The sequence below is a fragment of the Streptomyces sp. BBFR25 genome (assembly GCF_044590125.1).
Lineage (GTDB): Bacteria > Actinomycetota > Actinomycetes > Streptomycetales > Streptomycetaceae > Streptomyces > Streptomyces canus_D.
On sequence record NZ_CP172447.1, the window covers coordinates 6,654,476 to 6,670,591 of the forward strand.

Here is a 16,116-nt window from a genome sequence, read left to right on the forward strand (position 1 = left end):
TGCCGGACTCCGGGCCGGTCCGCAGAAGCCCGGCCCGGGGCTCCTCAGTGCTTCCTGGCCACCCAGTCCCTTTCATAGGCATGCCAGCCCAACTGGAGCCGGGTGGTGACACCGGTCAGCTCCATCAGGCGCTTCACCCGCCGCTGCACGGTCCGCAGGCCCAGGTCCAGCTGCTTGGCGACGCTCGCGTCGGTCAGTCCGGCGAGCAGCAGGGAGAGGATCTCCAGGTCGGTGCCGTCGGGGGCGTCCGGGCCGTGCTCGGTCACGCCGGAGGCGCCCAGGCGCAGCGGGAGGGCGTCCCGCCACACGGCCTCGAACAGGCCCGACAGCAGTTCGAGCAGGCCGCTGGCGTGCACGACCAGCGCGGCGGGCTCCGAGGAGTGCGCGGTGAGCGGCACCAGGGCGAGGGAGCGGTCGGCGACGACCAGTTTGGTCGGCACCCGGTCCACGACCCTGACCTGTTCGTCGCGGCTCAGCGCGGCGGTCAGCTCGGTGATGCCGGACGGCAGGTCGAGGACCGATCGCTCGACCACCACCCGGTAGCGGACCCCGCGTCCGGCGGCCTGCTCCTCCGCGTCGTTCTCCATGCCGGTCACGGCCACCGGCTTGTCGGTGACCAGCGCGCACACCTCCTCGCTCGCGCCGAGCTGGAGCTGGAGGAAGCGCTGGGAGACGGCCGCGGCGCCGGTCACCACCTCCACCAGGTCGTGCACCGCGGGCTCGGCCGCCGCCGCCCGGTACTCCTCCGCCAGCAGCGCCGCCGCCAGCTCGGCCCGCTCCAGCTCGTGCCGCTGCTGGGTGAGCAGGGCGCCCAGCGCGACGCCGGGCGGGGCCGCGACCCAGCGTCCCGGGCGAGCCGAGGACTGGGCGGCCAGCCCGTTCTGCTCCAGGCGGCGCAGCGCGCGCTCGGTCTCCCGCTCGCCGAGCGCCAGCCGCCGCGCCAGATCGGGCACGTCGGCCGCGCCCACCGCCACCAGCGCCCGGTACGCCGCCTCGTGCGTGTTCTCCAGCCCCAGCACTCCCAGCATCAGGCGTCGCCCCTCCCCGAGAACCATGATCATCACCTGCCGCGGGGATCCTCTGTGGCGGAAAACGGCCACGGCGCAAACCCGCCCCGGGACATCATCGCCGTACCGCCGGTCACTCTGCCAAGGTGGCGTCGCCGAGCGGTCCTCCCGTGGGGGGTGGGGCCGCTCGGCCACCCACCTCGGAGGACTGTTCGATGCGTCCCCCGACACGCCGCCCGGCGCACGCCGGTCCGCCCGAATTTTCCGATGCCCCGTTTTCATCCGGCTCCGTCGGTGGACAATCAGGAGCATGAGTCAGCAGGGGGGAAGGCCCACCGGTCCCACTGATCCTGAGGACGACTGGTGGGGGCAGCTGTACGACGACTCCACCGACGACACCGGCCCCACGGCCGCACCCGATTCCCTGGACGACCGCTTCGCCTCGGCGTCCGGCACGGTGGCCCGCGGACCGGACCCTGGCCCCGGCGACACGGCGAACGCACCCCTGGCGGACCCGGCCCCGCCCGCACCCGGGCAGCCCTGGTGGTCCCGGCCGAGCCCACCTACCGTCCCCGGCCCCCGCACCGCCCCACCCGACGCCGACGCCCCGCCGCGTCCCGGGGCTCCGTGGGAGCCGCCGCCCGGGGTGCCGACCGGGCCGGTGAGTTTTCCGCAGGGGAGGTCGGGGGACGGGCGGTCCGGTGGGGGTAGGGAGGAGGCCCCGCCGCGTCCTGTCGACCCGCCGCGTCCCGGAGTTCCGTGGGAGCCGCCGGCCGCGATACCGACCGGGCCGGTGAGCTTTCCGCAGGGGAAGTCGGGGGACGACCAGACCAGTGACGGTGGGGGCGCGTCGGCTCCGTGGGGCGGTGGGCGTCGGGAGGGCGGTGGACCGCGTGGGCTCACCACCTCGGGGATCGGGGCCGCCGACCTCAGCGAGCCGCCCGAGGCGGCCCCGCCGCCCCGCACCGTGTCCGACCTGCCCCCGCTCCCGCCGCCGTTCCTCCCTTCCTCGGACGATCCGGACCGCGACGACTACGTCGGCAGCGGGCCGCCCACCTACGACGCCGAGCCCACCGCGCTGCCGCCCGCCGACCCCGACGGGCTCGACGGGCTGGTCCCGGACACCGTGCTGGAGGGCGCCCGGTACGGGCCCTGCACGCTGCGGGCCGTCTCGGTGCGCGGGGACTCCGCGCGGTACCGGGGCGAGCCACGGCGCGACGCGCTGCTCGTGGCCCGGTTCGGCGCCGGTGAGCAGGCGCTGGTCCTGGTGGCCATGGCGACCGGTGCCCGCGCCACCGCCGGGGCGCACCGGGCGGCGGCCGAGGTGTGCCGGTGGATCGGAGGGGCCGTGGGCCGCAGCCACGCCCGGCTCGCCGAGGACCTGCGGGCCGCCCGGCGCGGCGACCTGAAGTCCGGACTGCACCGCCTCACCGACCGCAGCCTCGGCCGGCTCCGGGCCGGCGCCGCCGAACAGGGCCTCGCCCCGGACGAGTACGCGGCCACCCTGCGCTGCCTGCTGCTGCCCGCCGACCCCGAGTGCCGCACCCGGGTCTTCTTCGGCGTCGGCGCGGGCGGACTGCTCCGGCTGCGCGACGGCGCCTGGCAGGACATGGAGCCGGACGCCGGTGACATCACCGGTGCGCCCGTCCTCGGCTTCGGCTCCGCGCCCAGGGGCACGTCCGGGGGCGCGTCCGGCGGCACCCCCGACGACGCGCCGAGCGAGACGCCCGAGGGCGACCGGCTCACCATGGACCTCGGCATCACCACGGCCCCGGCCCCGTACGACGGCCCGCCCGCCGACCCGCCCCGCGAGCCCTTCCGCTTCCGGGCCTCCGTAGCCCGCCCGGGTGATGTGCTCCTGATGTGCACCGCGGGCCTCGCCGAGCCGCTGCTGAACGAGCCCGCACTGGGTGAACTCCTCGCGCGGCGATGGGCGGGCCGCCCGGCACCCGGGCTGGGGGAGTTCCTCGCCGACAGCGGCGTCCGGGTCAAGGGATACGCGGACGACCGTACGGCGGCCGCCGTTTGGGAGGCGTGAGACCGCTCGCTGTGGCATAGCTGGACCCATGGCCAAACAGAACGTCGCGGAACAGTTCGTCGACATCCTCACCCGTGCCGGGGTCGAGCGCCTCTACGGAGTCGTCGGGGACAGCCTCAACCCGGTCGTGGACGCCGTGCGCCGCCACTCCGGCATCGAATGGGTGCACGTCCGGCACGAGGAGACCGCCGCCTTCGCCGCCGGGGCGGAGGCGCAGATCACCGGGAAGCTGACGGCGTGCGCCGGCTCCTGCGGCCCCGGCAACCTCCACCTCATCAACGGGCTCTACGACGCCCACCGCTCCATGGCCCCCGTCCTCGCCCTCGCCTCCCAGATCCCGTCCAGCGAGATCGGCCTCGGCTTCTTCCAGGAGACCCACCCCGACCAGCTGTTCCGCGAGTGCAGCCACTACAGCGAGCTGATCTCCAGCCCCAAGCAGATGCCCCGGCTGCTCCAGACCGCCATCCAGCACGCCGTCGGCCAGGGCGGCGTCAGCGTCGTCTCGCTGCCCGGCGACATCGCGGACGAGCCCGCCCCGGAGAAGGCCGCCGAGACGGCCCTCGTCACCTCCCGGCCGACCGTCCGCCCCGGCGACGAGGAGATCGACCGGCTGGTGCGGATGATCGACGACGCCGACAAGGTCACCCTGTTCTGCGGCAGCGGCACCGCCGGCGCGCACGCCGAGGTCATGGAGTTCGCCGGAAAGCTCAAGGCACCGGTCGGGCACGCCCTGCGGGGCAAGGAGTTCATCCAGTACGACAACCCGTACGACGTCGGCATGAGCGGGCTGCTCGGCTACGGCGCCGCCTACGAGGCCACCCACGAGTGCGACCTGCTGCTCCTGATCGGCACCGACTTCCCGTACAACGCCTTCCTCCCGGACGACGTGAAGATCGCCCAGATCGACGTCCGGCCCGAGCACCTGGGACGGCGTTCCAAGCTGGACCTCGCGGTGTGGGGCGACGCGCGGGAGACGCTGCGCTGCCTGATCCCCCGGATCAAGGAGAAGAAGAGCCGCCGCTTCCTCGACCGGATGCTGAAGAAGCACGCGGACGCCCTGGAGGGCGTGGTCAAGGCGTACACCCGCAAGGTCGACAAGCACGTCCCGATCCACCCCGAGTACGTGGCCGCCCTGCTGGACGAGATGGCCGACGACGACGCGGTGTTCACCGTCGACACCGGGATGTGCAACGTCTGGGCCGCCCGCTACATCTCGCCCAACGGCCGCCGCCGCATCATCGGCTCCTTCTCCCACGGCTCGATGGCCAACGCCCTGCCGATGGCGATCGGCGCCCAGTTCACCGACCGGCGCCGACAGGTCGTGTCGATGTCCGGCGACGGCGGGTTCACCATGCTGATGGGGGACTTCCTCACCCTCGTCCAGCACGACCTGCCGGTGAAGGTGGTGCTCTTCAACAACTCCTCGCTCGGCATGGTGGAGTTGGAGATGCTTGTCGCGGGCCTGCCCTCGCACGGCGTGGCCAACAAGAACCCCGACTTCGCCGCCGTCGCCGAGGCCTGCGGCGCCTTCGGCGTACGGGTGGAGAAGCCCAAGGACCTGGCGGGGGCGCTGAAGGCGGCGTTCAAGCACAAGGGCCCCGCCCTCGTCGACGTCGTCACCGATCCCAACGCCCTGTCCATCCCGCCGAAGATCAGCGCCGACATGGTCACCGGCTTCGCCCTGTCCGCCTCGAAGATCGTCCTGGACGGCGGTGTCGGACGCATGGTCCAGATGGCCCGCTCGAACCTGCGCAACGTCCCCCGGCCGTGACCGTACGGACAGCCGATCCGAAACCGGATGACTGGCGAGGGTCCGAACGGGCAAGGCTTTCCCCGTGAAGATGTTCGACCAGAGCGGGACGGACCCGAGCGGGACGGACCGGAGCGGCACAGACAGGGGGAGACGACATCAGCGCGCCGACGGGGGACATGAAGGAGCAGACGGTGCCACAGCTCAGGCGGCGGCTCGGCCGGGCGGACCTGCGGGCGGTGCCCGAGGCCCGGCGGGCGCTGCGTGAGCTGCTGCGGCACTGGGGCGGGCCCGGACAGTCGGAGGTCGCGGAGCTGCTCACCAGCGAGCTGGTCACCAACGCGCTCGTGCACACCGAGGAGGGCGCCGTCCTGACCGCGACCGTCGGGCCGCGCGCCCTGCGGGTCGAGGTACGGGACTTCGTGGGCCACGGGCGGCAGCCCCGGCCCCGCGCGCCACGGGAGGAGAGCACCAACGGCAGAGGGCTGGTCCTGGTCGAGTCGCTCGCCGACGACTGGGGCGTCCGGCCCTGCGAGGTGGGCAAGTCGGTCTGGTTCGAACTTGGCGCGGACGCGGAAGCGGCCTGAGACGCCGGGGATGCCGGTGCCTCAGGCCGTCCGTGCAACGGTGCGCGGTCCTAGCCGAACTGCTGCTCCAGATCCTTGAGCTTGCGCTCCAGGGAGTCCAGGCGGGGCAGGGCCTGCGTGTCGTCCTCGGCGGTGAGGTCGACGGTCTCCACGCCCATCTGGTCAGACCCGCTCCGCACGGGCTGCAGGGAGGGCCGCCGGCTTGCCGCGGGCAGGGGCTCCGGGGTCGATATGGCAGGCTCCGCGGTGGCGCGTTCCGAGCCCCGCTCGACCTGCTGCACCTCGACCTCGACCTGACGGCCGCCGCGCCCCGGGAAGCCGCGGTGGCCGTGGCCCCGGCTGATCGCCTTGAGCTGCGCGCGCTCCAGCCGCTCCTGCTCGCGCCGCCGCAGCTTCTTCTCCTCCTTCTGGCGCCGGTCGTCGCGCACCTCCTCGACCGCCTCGTCCAGGCTGCGCACGCCCTCCAGGAGCATCAGCGACCAGGCGCGGTAGGTCTCCCGGGGCGCGCGCAGCCAGCGGACCATGCGGATCTGCGGCAGCGGACGCGGCACCAGGCCCTGCTCGCGCAGCGCGGCCCGGCGGGTCTGCTTCAGGGCCCGGTCGAACAGCACCGCCGCCGACAGCGACATGCCCGCGAAGAAGTGCGGGGCACCGGCGTGACCCAGGCCGCGGGGCGCGTGCACCCAGTTGAACCAGGCCGCGGCGAACGCGAAGGCCCACACGAGTATGCGCGAGCCGAGCGCCGCGTCACCGTGGCTGGCCTCGCGCACCGCGAGGACGGAGCAGAACATCGCCGCGCCGTCGAGCCCGAACGGGACCAGGTACTGCCAGCCGCCGCTGAGGCCGAGGTTCTGCTCGCCGAAGCCGACCAGGCCGTGGAAGGAGAGCGCCGCGGCGACCGCCGCACAGCAGAAGAGCAGGACGTAGGAGAAGGTGCCGTAGAGGGCCTCCTTGCGCCGGCGGCGCTCCTCCATGCGCTCCCACGAGTCGTCCGCGCCCGCGTCCTTCCCCGAGGAACGCTTGCCGCGCGCGAGCACCGCCACCGCCGCCAGCATGCCCAGGAGCAGCACGGCGCCCGGAAGCAGCCAGTTCAGCGATATGTCGGTCAATCTCATCAGGGGTCCCTTGCAGTGGGATAGGGCGTAACGCCCGCCATGGTGGCCCAAACCCAGCGGCCCTCAGGGGGTTTCGGGGCAAGAGGCCGCCAAGGGAGTGCGAAGGGGGTGCCCAGGGCGGCGTTCTGCTCGAACTGCCGCATGAGGGGCGGGAGTTGAGTTCGAATAAGACTACCCGTACGAGTGGTTCCACGGAAAGTTCCCGCGACGGGTGGGGGAGTTGTGAAACAACCCGGACGATCTTAGCCGACGGTGCGTCAGCCGGCCGCGGCGAGCAGCTTGTCGACGCGGTCCGCGTCGCAGGTCCGCGGGCAGGTGGCGCAGGTGTCCTCGGGGCGCAGAGTGTAGAACATGCAGCAGCTCGCCCGGTCCCGGGTGTGCAGCGGTTCGCCGTCCGGCCCCTTCAGCTCGCGGAACGCCGCGTCCCCGACGTACGGCTTGGTCGCGCCCGGCAGCAGCAGCTCCAGTTCGTGCCGCGCCCGCTCCTGTTCGCCGAGCAGATGGGCGACGTACCACAGGCCCTCGACGACCTCGTCGGTCGCCATGCCCCACAGGGCGCGTCCGCGCCGCCGCATCCGGGGGCCGAATCCGGCCAGGACCGGCTCCAGGTGCTCGGCGACCGCGGCCCGCACCTCGGCGCGCAGCGCCTCCTCGTCGGCGACCACCCGGGCGCCGGTCAGAGCGGCGGCGGGGTCGCCGGGGAGGCAGGCGAAGGAGGTGGCGCGTACGGCCATCCGGCCGAGGGGGAGCCCGGCGGCCGCCCGGTCGTAGGCCACGTGGGCCGCGGGGTGGCGGGGCACCCGGCGGTGCAGGAACCACGGCACGGTGATCAGCAGACAGGCCGGCCAGGCGTACCGGTGCAGACCGAAGCTCGCGATCACGTCCGGCCGGGCCCGCTGTCCGTAGTCCCGCAGCACCTGGGCCTCGTCCCAGGCGAGGAACGCCGCCAGCTCGGTGCCGCCCGCGGCGAGCGAGGCGGCCGTGACCCAGCCGTCGCCGCTGGGCACCTCGTCGGCCGCGGTCAGCTCGGTGACGCCCAGCCCGGGCAGGACCTCGGACAGGCGCGTGTATGCGTCCGTGAAGGCCGTACGGGCGACAGGCATGCGGGACCACCGATCCGCGTCGGGACAACGGGCTACTTAAAGGTAAGCCTTACCTTACCCAAGATGTTTGGGATTTGAACTGACGGCCCCTGCGCTTATGGTGCTTGACGGACAGGTGACAACCCGCCGTAATGACCCCAAGTACCGACACGTCCCGCAGGAGGACCCGTGAAGCACAGCGCGCAGGGCGCCGCAGGAACGGGTTCGGGCGCGGCGGCCGCAGCGGTGCGGATCCCGGTGCAGCCGGGGGCGGCGGACGCGGCCCGGGGCCGGGACGACCGGGGCCGGGCGCGCGATGCCGGGGAGCCGGACGGCGCGGCGCGCGGCGAGCACACCCACGGCGAGCCGTCCGCGCCGCGTCCGCGCGGCCTCGTACGGCGTTCCTCCGTGCGCGGGCAGATCCTCGACGCCCTGCGCTCCGCGCTGGCCACCGGTGAGCTGCGGCCCGGCGAGGTCCACTCGGCGCCGGTGCTCGGCGAGCGGTTCGGCGTCTCGGCCACTCCGGTGCGGGAGGCCATGCAGCAGCTCGCCCTGGAGGGCGCCGTCGAGGTCGTCCCCAACCGCGGCTTCCGCGTCGTCGAGCGCGGCGACCGGGAGCTGGCCGAGCTGGCCGAGGTCCGGGCCCTGATCGAGGCCCCGGTGTGGCTCCGGCTGGGCCGTACGGTGCCCGCCGAGCGCTGGGCGGAGCTGCGCCCCCTCGCCGAGGCCACCGTCCGGGCCGCGTCGTCCGGCTGCCCGGCCACCTACGCCGAGGCCGACCGCGCCTTCCACCGCGCGGTGCTCGCGCTGTCCGGCAACGAACAGCTCGTCCGGATCGCCGGTGACGTGCACCGCCGCGCCCAGTGGCCGCCGGCCGGCTCCCCCTCCGTACGCGGCCGCGCCGACCTGGTCGCCGACGCCCACCAGCACACCGCACTGCTGGACGCCCTGATCGCCGGCGACCCGGACCTGGTGCGGACCCTGGTCGGCGAACACTTCACGGGCACCGCCTGAGCGGGGACGTGCCGGGGCGGGGGCTCCCCGGGCTGGTTCTCCCCGGGCTGGTTCTCCCCCTGGGCGGGGACGTCCCCTGGGCGGAGGGCTCCGTGCGCGAGGGGTTCCTGCCCGGGGGCGCCCCACGCGCGGGGGCGCCCGACGCACGGGACCGCCCGTTGCCGCGGGGCTGCCTGCCCGACGGACCGTCCGCCGTCACCGCCTCCGGCCCCCTGGGGAGGCGCCTGCCCGGCTGGGCGACCTGCCCGGGCGGGTTCGTCTGCCTGGTTGGGTGGCCTGCCGCGGCGGGATTGCTTGCCGTTGTGGGTTCGCCTGCTCGGTGGTTGGCCAGCTGTCACGAGGGTGCCAGCCCGGGCTGGGATGGCAGTCCTGGCGGGATCACTTGCCGTGACGGAGGCGCCCGCCCCGGCGGGATCGCCTGCCCGGCTGGGCGACCTGCCCCGGCGGGATCGCCTGCCCGGCTGGACGGCCTGCCCGGGCGGGTTCGTCTGCCTGGTTGGGTGGCCTGCCGCGGCGGGATTGCTTGCCGTTGCGGGTTCGCCTGCTCGGTGGTTGGCCAACTGTCACGAGGTTGCCAGCTCGGGGTGGGGTGCCGCCCGGGCGGGATCACTTGCCGTCACGGGGAGCGCCTGCCGCGGTGGGTTCGCCTGCCGTTGTGGGTTTGCGTGCTGGGTGGTTGGCCTGCCGTTGCGAGGTTGCAGCCCGGGCTGGGGTGGCAGTCCTGGCGGGATGACTTGCCGTGACGGAGGCGCCCGCCCCGGCGGGATCGCCTGACTGGCTGGGAGGCCTGCCCCGGTGGGATCGCCTGCCGTCACGGGCGCCCACCCGGAAGGGCCTTTGCCGTTGGGGTGTCGCCCCGCCGGGGCGGGCGGCGCCGCCCCGGTGGGATCACTTGTCGTCAGGGGGCCGCCTGCCCGGCGGGGCGCCCGCTGTTACGGGACCTCCTGTCGTTCCGTGCGGCGTGTGGGGGTCTGCTTCCCGGGTTGTCCGGTCTTCCCCGGGGCGCGGCTCCTGCCGCCCTTGCGGGGCCCGGTGCCGCGGCCGTGCAGTTCGATGGCCAGGGGGGAGGCGGTGAAGACCGAGGAGTACGTACCGACTCCCACGCCGATCAGCAGGGCGAGCGCGAAGTCGGTGAGTGAGTCGTCGGCCAGGATCGCCAGCGAGGCGAGGATGAGCACCGCGCCCATGCCGGTGTTGACCGTGCGCGGCAGGGTCTGCAGGATCGCGTCGTTGGTGAGCCGGTCGAACGGCGTCTTCCGTTCCTTGCCCAGCAGTTCCCGCACGCGGTCGAAGAGGACCACCGAGTCGTTGACCGAGTAGCCGATCACGGTCAGCAGCGCCGCCAGGAACACCCCGTCGATCGGCTTGCCCAGCCAGGCGAACACACCCACCAGGATCACCACGTCGTGGGCGAGCGCGCCGACCGCGGCCGTGCCGAACAACAGGCGGAAGCGGGCCGCCAGATACGCCAGCTGCGCGGCCAGGGCGAGGCCGAGGGCGATCAGGGCGTCCCGGCGCAGTTCCTCGCCGAGGCTCGGGCCGATCAGCTCGTCGCGGACCTTCTCCGTCTCGCCGCCCAGTGCGGCGACCGCCTGCGTGACGGTCGCCGCCTCGGCGTCGGTCAGCTCCTCCGTGCGCACCGTGAGGTCGCCGTCGCCGGAGGACTGGACGACGGCGCGCGGGAAGCCCGCGTCGGCGAGCGCGTCCCGGGCCCGGTCGGGATCGACCTGGGTGGCGGTGGAGTACTCGATCAGCCGCCCGCCGGTGAACTCGATGCCGAAGTTCAGACCGCGCACCAGGATGCCGGAGCCCGCCACCACGAGGACGACCAGGGAGGCCGCCAGCCAGCGGCGCGGCCGGCGCATCAGGAACGGGTCGCGGCGCAGCAGCGCGTCACGGACCGGGCCGGTGGACGAGATGCCGGTGATGCGGGGGCGGCGGAACACCGCCGGACGGCTCGCGGCGAACTCGGCGAGCACCCGCGTGATCACCAGGGCGCTGACCATCGACGCCAGCACACCGATGCCGAGGGTGACGCCGAAGCCCTTCACCGGCCCCGAGGCCAGGAAGAACAGCAGGGCGGCCGCGATCAGCGTGGTGATGTTGGAGTCGGCGATCGCGCTGAAGGCGCTGCGGAAACCGGCGGTCAGCGCCGACCGCGTACTCGGCCGCGTACGGGCCGCCTGTTCCTCGCGGGCCCGCTCGAAGACGAGGACGTTGGCGTCCACCGCCATGCCGATCGCCAGCACGAAGCCCGCGAGGCCCGGCAGGGTCAGGGTCGCGCCGACGGCGGCCAGGGCGGCGTAGGAGATCAGGCCGTAGCAGAGCAGGGCCACGGTCGCCAGGGCGCCCATCAGCCGGTAGACGACGATGATGAACAGCGCGGTCAGCGCCGTGCCGATGACGGCGGCCCAGGCACCGGCCGAGATGGCCTCGTCGCCCAGGGTGGCGCCGATGGTGCGCTGCTCGATGGTCTCGACCGGCACGGGCAGGGCGCCGCCCTTGACGAGCAGGGCCAGTTCGCGGGCCTCGGCGTCGTCGAAGGAGCCGGTGATCTGCGTCGAGCCGCCGGTGATGCCCGCCCCGCAGGACACCGAGGGGTCGACCTGCGGCGAAGAAATGATCTTGTTGTCGAGCACGATGGCGACCCGGCGCTTGGGGTCACCGGCCGGGTTGCAGGCCGCCTCGCCCGTCACCCGGGCCCAGCGGTCGCTCCCGGCGTCCTTGAAGTCGACGGTGACGTGCCAGCCCGCGCCGCCCTGCTGGTCGAAGCGGGCGTCGGCGCCCTTGACGTCCTGCCCGGTGAGCGAGGCGGCCTTCAGCCGCAGGTGCTGCCCGGACTCGTCGGGCAGCACCCGCTCACCGTCCGCGCCGGAGGCCTTCTCGTCCTTGCCCCCGGCCCCGTCACCGGCGTTCTCCGCCGGGCCGAGCACCGAGTGGACGGTGAGCTGCGCGGTGCGGCCCAGCACGTCGGCGGCCTTCTTCGGGTCCTGTACGCCCGGCAGCTCGACGACGACGCGGTTCTCGCCGGAGCGGACGATGGTCGGCTCGGCGACACCGAGGGCGTCGATGCGGCCGCGCAGCACCTCCACGGTGCGGTCGGTGGCCTCCCGGTCGGCCTTGGTGGTGTCGGTGGACTTGGTCTCCAGGACGATCTGGGTGCCGCCGCGCAGGTCGAGCCCGAGGCGGACCGGCATGGTCAGGGCGATGGTCACGGCCGCGGCCAGCACGGCGAGCGCGGCGAGCGCACGCACGTTCAGCGAGCGGGAACGGGACCGCGAACGGGCGCGGGAAGGGGGACGGGAGCGTTTCAACACGGGCCTCCGGCGGGCATGCCGCGGCGGCGGCCGAGCGCGGCCGCGGCGGAAGAAGATGACGGGTGGTCGGGGCGTACGTCTCAGGTGCCGGAGGAGACGGGCGGCGCCCGGCCGCTGTCGTGCCGCGCGCGGCCGGGGGAGACCGGCCCCGGACCGGGCGTCGCCGAGGTCCGTGCGCGGGCACCGGCGGCGCCGGCCACGTTGCGCGCCGCGGTGGCCGCGTGCTGGTCGGGTGCCGCCGGGCGCTCGCCCACCTGGTCGTGGCGGGCCCGGGGCTGGGCGGCGCAGACCGGCGTACAGCCGTCGTCCGCGTGGAGGTCGAGGGCCGGGTGGGGAACGGTCGTGGCGGCGGCCGCCGCGAGGGGACCACCGGGGCCCACCCGGGCGCCGGCCGCGGGCCAGGCCGGAACCAGGGGCAGCAGAACGGTCAGCAGCACCGTGAGCACCGTCGCGAGGCGGTGGCGCATGCGCCGTTCCCTTCCGTGGTGGGTGAGCGGGCCGGGGGAGCCCGTGGCCCCGGCCGGGGAGTGGACGGCCAGGGCCACGGGCGGTCGCGGGGAGGGGAGGACCGTCAGGGCTCGATGAGCCCGGCGCGGATGGCGTACCGGGTCAGCTCCAGGCGGTCGCGCAGGCCGAGCTTCTGCAGCAGGTTCGCCCGGTGCCGCTGGACGGTCTTGATGCTGATGAAGAGGATCTCGGCGATCTCCTTCGAGGAGTGGCCCTCGGCGACGAGCTTGAGGACCTCCTCCTCGCGCGGGGTGAGGATGTGGTCGGAGGTCTCCTCGCCGTGCCGCACCCGGTCGAGGTAGTTGCGGATGAGCGCCGTCACCGCACCCGGGTACAGGAAGGGCTCGTCGCGCATTGCGGCCCGGCAGGCGGCGACGAGGTCCCGGTCGGCGACCGACTTGAGCACGTATCCGCAGGCACCCGACTTCAGCGCCTGGAACAGGTACTGCTCGTTGTCGTGCATGGTCAGCATCAGGATGCGCAGCCCCGGTTTCAGCGCGGCCAGCTCGCGGGCCGCCTGGAGACCGGTGAGGCGGGGCATCGCGATGTCCAGGACCGCGAGGTCGGCCTCGTGGGCCCGCGCCATGTCGATGGCCTCCGCGCCGTCCCCGGCCTCGGCCACCACCTCCAGGTCCGGTTCCCGGTCGAGGATGAGGCGCACACCGCGGCGCACCAGCGCGTGGTCGTCGGCGAGCAGGATGCGGATCTTCGCCGGGGCGGACGGCTCGGACCGGGACGGCTCGGGCAGGGACGGGTCGGACATGGTCAGGGCTGCTTCCTGGGAAGGGGGGCGGTGAGCCGGATGCGGGTGCCGGCGCCGGGCGCCGACGAGATGTCGAGGGCGGCCCCGACGAGCAGGGCCCGCTCCCGCATGCCGCGGATGCCGGCGCCCTCGTGCGCCGCCTCGATGCCGCGGCCGTCGTCGGCGACGGTGAGCGTCACCGCGCCCTCGGCGCGGGCCAGGCCCACTTCGAGGCGTTCGGCGTCCGCGTGGCGGGCGGCGTTGGTCAGGCTCTCCTGCGCCACCCGGTAGAGGACCAGCTCGGTCTCGTGGTCCAGGACCGGCAGGTCGGCGTCGAAACGGCGCACCACCCGCAGGCCGGTGTGGGTGGCGAAGTCGTGCGTCAGCGAGGACAGCGCGCTGATCAGACCGAGGTCGTCCAGGACGCCGGGCCGCAGCCGGCGCACCAGGCGGCGGACCTCGTCCAGGCTCTCCCGGGTGATCTCCTGCGCCTGGTGCAGCTCCTCGCGCAGCGGCTCGTCGGCGTCGTCCGCGGCACGCCCCAGGACCAGCAGGATCGCCGTCATGCTCTGCCCGACCTCGTCGTGCAGCTCCTGCGCGATGCGCCGCCGCTCCGCCTCCTGGGCGAGCAGGACGCGGGCGCTGCTCGTGGCCCGCTCGTTCTCCAGGCGGTCCAGCATCGCGTTGAACGTGCGGATCAGCTCCGGGACCTCGCCGCCGCCGGCCACCGGCAGCCGCTGGCCGGGGCGCAGCAGGTCGACGGTGGTCATCAGCCGGGTGAGCCGCTCCAGCGGCGCCAGGCCCCAGCGCAGCAGGGCGCCGTTGGCCACCAGCATGACGCCCATGCCGACCACGAGGACGACGGCCTCGGTCAGCAGGATCGGCACGGAGACGGTCACCGGAGCCCACAGCAGCAGCGCCGTGGCGAAGCCCAGCACCACCGCGTTGAGCCCGAAGATCCGCCAGAACAGGGACACCGGGGGTACGCCTCCTTCGGCGACGTGTCGACTTGGTACGCCTCTACTGTCGGTCATCGCGCACCCTCGGTGGGAGCTGCGGCCCAGGTAGCGACCGAGCAAGCGACCAGCGTCCTCCTTCGGCACCCGTCCGGTCGATGGGGCCCGACCCCCATTTCCGGCGTACGGCACACCCATACGGCCGCCGCTCCGGCGCAGCGCCGAGTGGATCCCGCGCCCCCGGGCAAATGGGCTCTGCGCCCGATGGGTTTCCCCGGGCGGCCCGGCCAGGGTTGAGGACGACCGGGCCCGATCGGCCCGGCGCTCGGCATACCCGCAGAACCTTCCGAGAAAAGGACCACTCACCGTGTCGCTCGACGCCTCCCGCACCGAACCCCGCCCCGAGCGGCTGACCGCTCACGAGGCGCGCCAGCGCCTCGAACACGCCCGCAACACCCGCGTCACCCAGCTGCAGGCCCTCGACGAGAGCGGCCAGGCGGACGACCAGCTGATGTCCGCGCAGAAGGCCGCGATCGAGCGGGTGCTCAAGGAGATCGACGAGGCCTTCGCCCGGGTCGAGGCCGGCACCTACGGCGCCTGCCTGGGCTGCGGCAAGCCCGTCCCGGGGGAGCGTCTGGAGATCCTCCCCTACACGCGGTACTGCGTCGCCTGCCAGCGCCGCGCCGCCGCCTGACCGGCGTTTTCCCGGTCCCCGTCCAGAACCGTCCCTCCCGCCCTGCCCAAGGGGTGAAGTGGTGAACAACCAGATCATCGGCGACCGCGACCGCGACCGCGACACGCGTCCGTCGCCCCTGTCGCCCGACGACCTCGCCGCACTCCGGGACAACCTCCGGGAGCAGCGGCTGTTCCGCGAGGACCAGTTGCGGCAGATCGCCGCGGTCCCGGCCCGCACCGACGAGCCGGTCCGGCGGCGGTCCGCCGCGCAGACCGAGGTCCGGGTCAAGCTGGCGGCCTCCGCGCGCATGGCCCTCGCCGATGTGGAAGCGGCGCTCGACCGCATCGCCGAGGGCCGCTACGGCCGTTGTCAGCTGTGCCGCCGCGCCATCGACCGCGACCGGCTGATGATCGTGCCGCAGGCCCGCTACTGCGCCCGCTGCCAGCAGGTGCGGGAGGCGGGACGATGACCCTGCTCCGGCGGCCCCGCGCCGCCCTGTCCCGGCACCGGCCCTGGCCGCTGTGCCGGCAGTGCGGCGGTGTCGCCCTCGACATGGGCAGCGCCCGTACCCGCGCCTGGGTCGCCGGGCGCGGGATGATCCTCGACGTGCCGACGGTGACCTTCCCCGGCACGGGCGCGGTGTATCCCATCCAGCGCGGCACCATCGTCGATCCCCAGGGCACGGCCCGGATGCTCGACCGGCTGCTGGGCCACCGGCTGCCCCGCTTCGCCCGCCCGGTGGTCGTGGTGACCGCGCCGGTGCTGGGCGGTCCGGCCTACCGGACCCAGGCCCGTACGGCCGTGGAGGTGCTGCGCCCGCGCAGTGTGCTGACCGTGCCCAGCGCGCGGGCGGTGGCCCTCGCGGCGGGCGCCGACCTGTCCCGGCCGCTGCTCGTGATGGACATCGGCGCGCACCTCACGGAGGTGGTGCTGCTGGTGGACGGCGCCGTCTTCGACGCCCGCCGCACCACGCTGGGCACCGGGGACATCGACGACTCGACCCCGTCCGCGCGGATCGGCGAGGCGCTGGCCGACATGACGACCTCGATGCTGCGGCAGGACGGCACCTCCCTCACGGTCGACGCGCTCGCCCGGGGGCCGCTGCTGGCGGGCGGGGGCGCGCTGCGCCCCGAGATCACCTGCCGGCTCGCCGACCGGCTGCACGTGCCGCTGCGCGCGGTACCGGCACCGCACACGGCGGCCGTACGCGGTGCCGCGAAGCTCCTGGAGGCCGCGCACACCCACCCGTCGACCACGGGCACGGACCCACCCGAGGGCCACCCGCACTGATCCGGTGCCCACGCCGCCCCCTGCCGGAACCAGGG

General features: G+C 74.3%; 14 protein-coding genes. 7 read left to right on the forward strand and 7 right to left on the reverse strand.

Annotated features, from left to right (window positions below; all coding sequences use genetic code 11):
• Positions 1-44 precede the first annotated feature (44 nt).
• A complete protein-coding gene (locus ACGH52_RS30335; protein WP_399946918.1) occupies positions 45-1,028 on the reverse strand; it encodes a winged helix-turn-helix transcriptional regulator in 984 nt (327 codons plus the stop codon).
• Between the two features lie 772 nt (positions 1,029-1,800).
• Here ACGH52_RS30335 and ACGH52_RS30340 point away from each other — a divergent pair.
• The 3 genes from ACGH52_RS30340 (at position 1,801) to ACGH52_RS30350 (ending at position 5,382) form a co-directional block, all read left to right on the forward strand.
• Positions 1,801-3,045: a protein phosphatase 2C domain-containing protein gene (locus ACGH52_RS30340; RefSeq protein ID WP_399943875.1), complete on the forward strand. Its 1,245-nt coding sequence runs from the start codon at positions 1,801-1,803 to the stop codon at positions 3,043-3,045.
• A gap of 28 nt (positions 3,046-3,073) precedes the next feature.
• Complete coding sequence (locus ACGH52_RS30345) at positions 3,074-4,816, forward strand: pyruvate dehydrogenase (protein ID WP_121701382.1); 1,743 nt, start codon at positions 3,074-3,076, stop codon at positions 4,814-4,816.
• A gap of 158 nt (positions 4,817-4,974) precedes the next feature.
• Positions 4,975-5,382, forward strand: coding sequence for an ATP-binding protein (locus tag ACGH52_RS30350; RefSeq protein WP_059298446.1), 408 nt, complete (start codon positions 4,975-4,977; stop codon positions 5,380-5,382).
• Between the two features lie 50 nt (positions 5,383-5,432).
• On the opposite strand, the gene ACGH52_RS30355 is transcribed toward ACGH52_RS30350, so the two are convergent.
• Both ACGH52_RS30355 and ACGH52_RS30360 read right to left on the reverse strand, forming a co-directional pair.
• Positions 5,433-6,497 carry a DUF2637 domain-containing protein gene (locus tag ACGH52_RS30355; RefSeq protein WP_059298447.1) on the reverse strand — a complete coding sequence of 355 codons (1,065 nt, stop codon included), beginning with the start codon at positions 6,495-6,497 and terminating at the stop codon, positions 5,433-5,435.
• Between the two features lie 257 nt (positions 6,498-6,754).
• Complete coding sequence (locus ACGH52_RS30360) at positions 6,755-7,600, reverse strand: (2Fe-2S)-binding protein (protein WP_210974622.1); 846 nt, start codon at positions 7,598-7,600, stop codon at positions 6,755-6,757.
• 168 nt (positions 7,601-7,768) lie between these two features.
• Here ACGH52_RS30360 and ACGH52_RS30365 point away from each other — a divergent pair, with 168 nt between their 5' ends.
• A complete protein-coding gene (locus ACGH52_RS30365; protein ID WP_121701384.1) occupies positions 7,769-8,593 on the forward strand; it encodes a GntR family transcriptional regulator in 825 nt (274 codons plus the stop codon).
• A gap of 932 nt (positions 8,594-9,525) precedes the next feature.
• On the opposite strand, the gene secD is transcribed toward ACGH52_RS30365, so the two are convergent.
• From secD to ACGH52_RS30385, 4 genes are all read right to left on the reverse strand, one after another.
• A complete protein-coding gene (secD, locus tag ACGH52_RS30370) occupies positions 9,526-11,907 on the reverse strand; it encodes a protein translocase subunit SecD (protein WP_121701385.1) in 2,382 nt (793 codons plus the stop codon).
• 83 nt (positions 11,908-11,990) lie between these two features.
• Entirely contained in the window at positions 11,991-12,377 is a 387-nt protein-coding gene (locus ACGH52_RS30375; protein WP_399943881.1) for a hypothetical protein, read from the reverse strand.
• A gap of 104 nt (positions 12,378-12,481) precedes the next feature.
• Positions 12,482-13,180: a response regulator transcription factor gene (locus ACGH52_RS30380; RefSeq protein WP_059298456.1), complete on the reverse strand. Its 699-nt coding sequence runs from the start codon at positions 13,178-13,180 to the stop codon at positions 12,482-12,484.
• 2 nt (positions 13,181-13,182) lie between these two features.
• The gene (locus ACGH52_RS30385) at positions 13,183-14,136 is read right to left on the reverse strand and encodes a HAMP domain-containing sensor histidine kinase (RefSeq protein WP_059298459.1); all 954 of its coding nucleotides are present in this window, start codon (positions 14,134-14,136) and stop codon (positions 13,183-13,185) included.
• Positions 14,137-14,482: 346 nt separating this feature from the next.
• Between ACGH52_RS30385 and ACGH52_RS30390 the strand changes: the two genes are divergently transcribed.
• The 3 genes from ACGH52_RS30390 to ACGH52_RS30400 are packed head-to-tail and all read left to right on the forward strand — an operon-like array spanning position 14,483 to position 16,081.
• On the forward strand, positions 14,483-14,809 hold the full coding sequence (locus tag ACGH52_RS30390; protein ID WP_059298461.1) for a TraR/DksA C4-type zinc finger protein: 327 nt from the start codon (positions 14,483-14,485) through the stop codon (positions 14,807-14,809).
• Positions 14,810-14,867: 58 nt separating this feature from the next.
• A complete protein-coding gene (locus ACGH52_RS30395; RefSeq protein ID WP_399943886.1) occupies positions 14,868-15,260 on the forward strand; it encodes a TraR/DksA family transcriptional regulator in 393 nt (130 codons plus the stop codon).
• Positions 15,257-16,081, forward strand: a complete 825-nt coding sequence (locus ACGH52_RS30400; RefSeq protein WP_171987459.1) for a rod shape-determining protein — start codon at positions 15,257-15,259, stop codon at positions 16,079-16,081. The genes ACGH52_RS30395 and ACGH52_RS30400 overlap by 4 nt, the downstream gene beginning before the upstream one ends.
• The last annotated feature ends 35 nt before the right edge of the window (positions 16,082-16,116 follow it).

Bases quoted from the DNA above. Each gene is read 5' to 3' on its own strand.
- ACGH52_RS30345 (WP_121701382.1), top strand. From the start codon at position 3,074: ATGGCCAAACAGAACGTCGCGGAACAGTTCGTCGACATCCTCACCCGT.
- ACGH52_RS30380 (WP_059298456.1), bottom strand. From the start codon at position 13,180: ATGTCCGACCCGTCCCTGCCCGAGCCGTCCCGGTCCGAGCCGTCCGCC.
- ACGH52_RS30375 (WP_399943881.1), bottom strand. From the start codon at position 12,377: ATGCGCCACCGCCTCGCGACGGTGCTCACGGTGCTGCTGACCGTTCTG.
- ACGH52_RS30350 (WP_059298446.1), top strand. From the start codon at position 4,975: ATGAAGGAGCAGACGGTGCCACAGCTCAGGCGGCGGCTCGGCCGGGCG.
- ACGH52_RS30400 (WP_171987459.1), top strand. From the start codon at position 15,257: ATGACCCTGCTCCGGCGGCCCCGCGCCGCCCTGTCCCGGCACCGGCCC.
- ACGH52_RS30360 (WP_210974622.1), bottom strand. From the start codon at position 7,600: ATGCCTGTCGCCCGTACGGCCTTCACGGACGCATACACGCGCCTGTCC.
- ACGH52_RS30335 (WP_399946918.1), bottom strand. From the start codon at position 1,028: ATGCTGGGAGTGCTGGGGCTGGAGAACACGCACGAGGCGGCGTACCGG.
- ACGH52_RS30355 (WP_059298447.1), bottom strand. From the start codon at position 6,497: ATGAGATTGACCGACATATCGCTGAACTGGCTGCTTCCGGGCGCCGTG.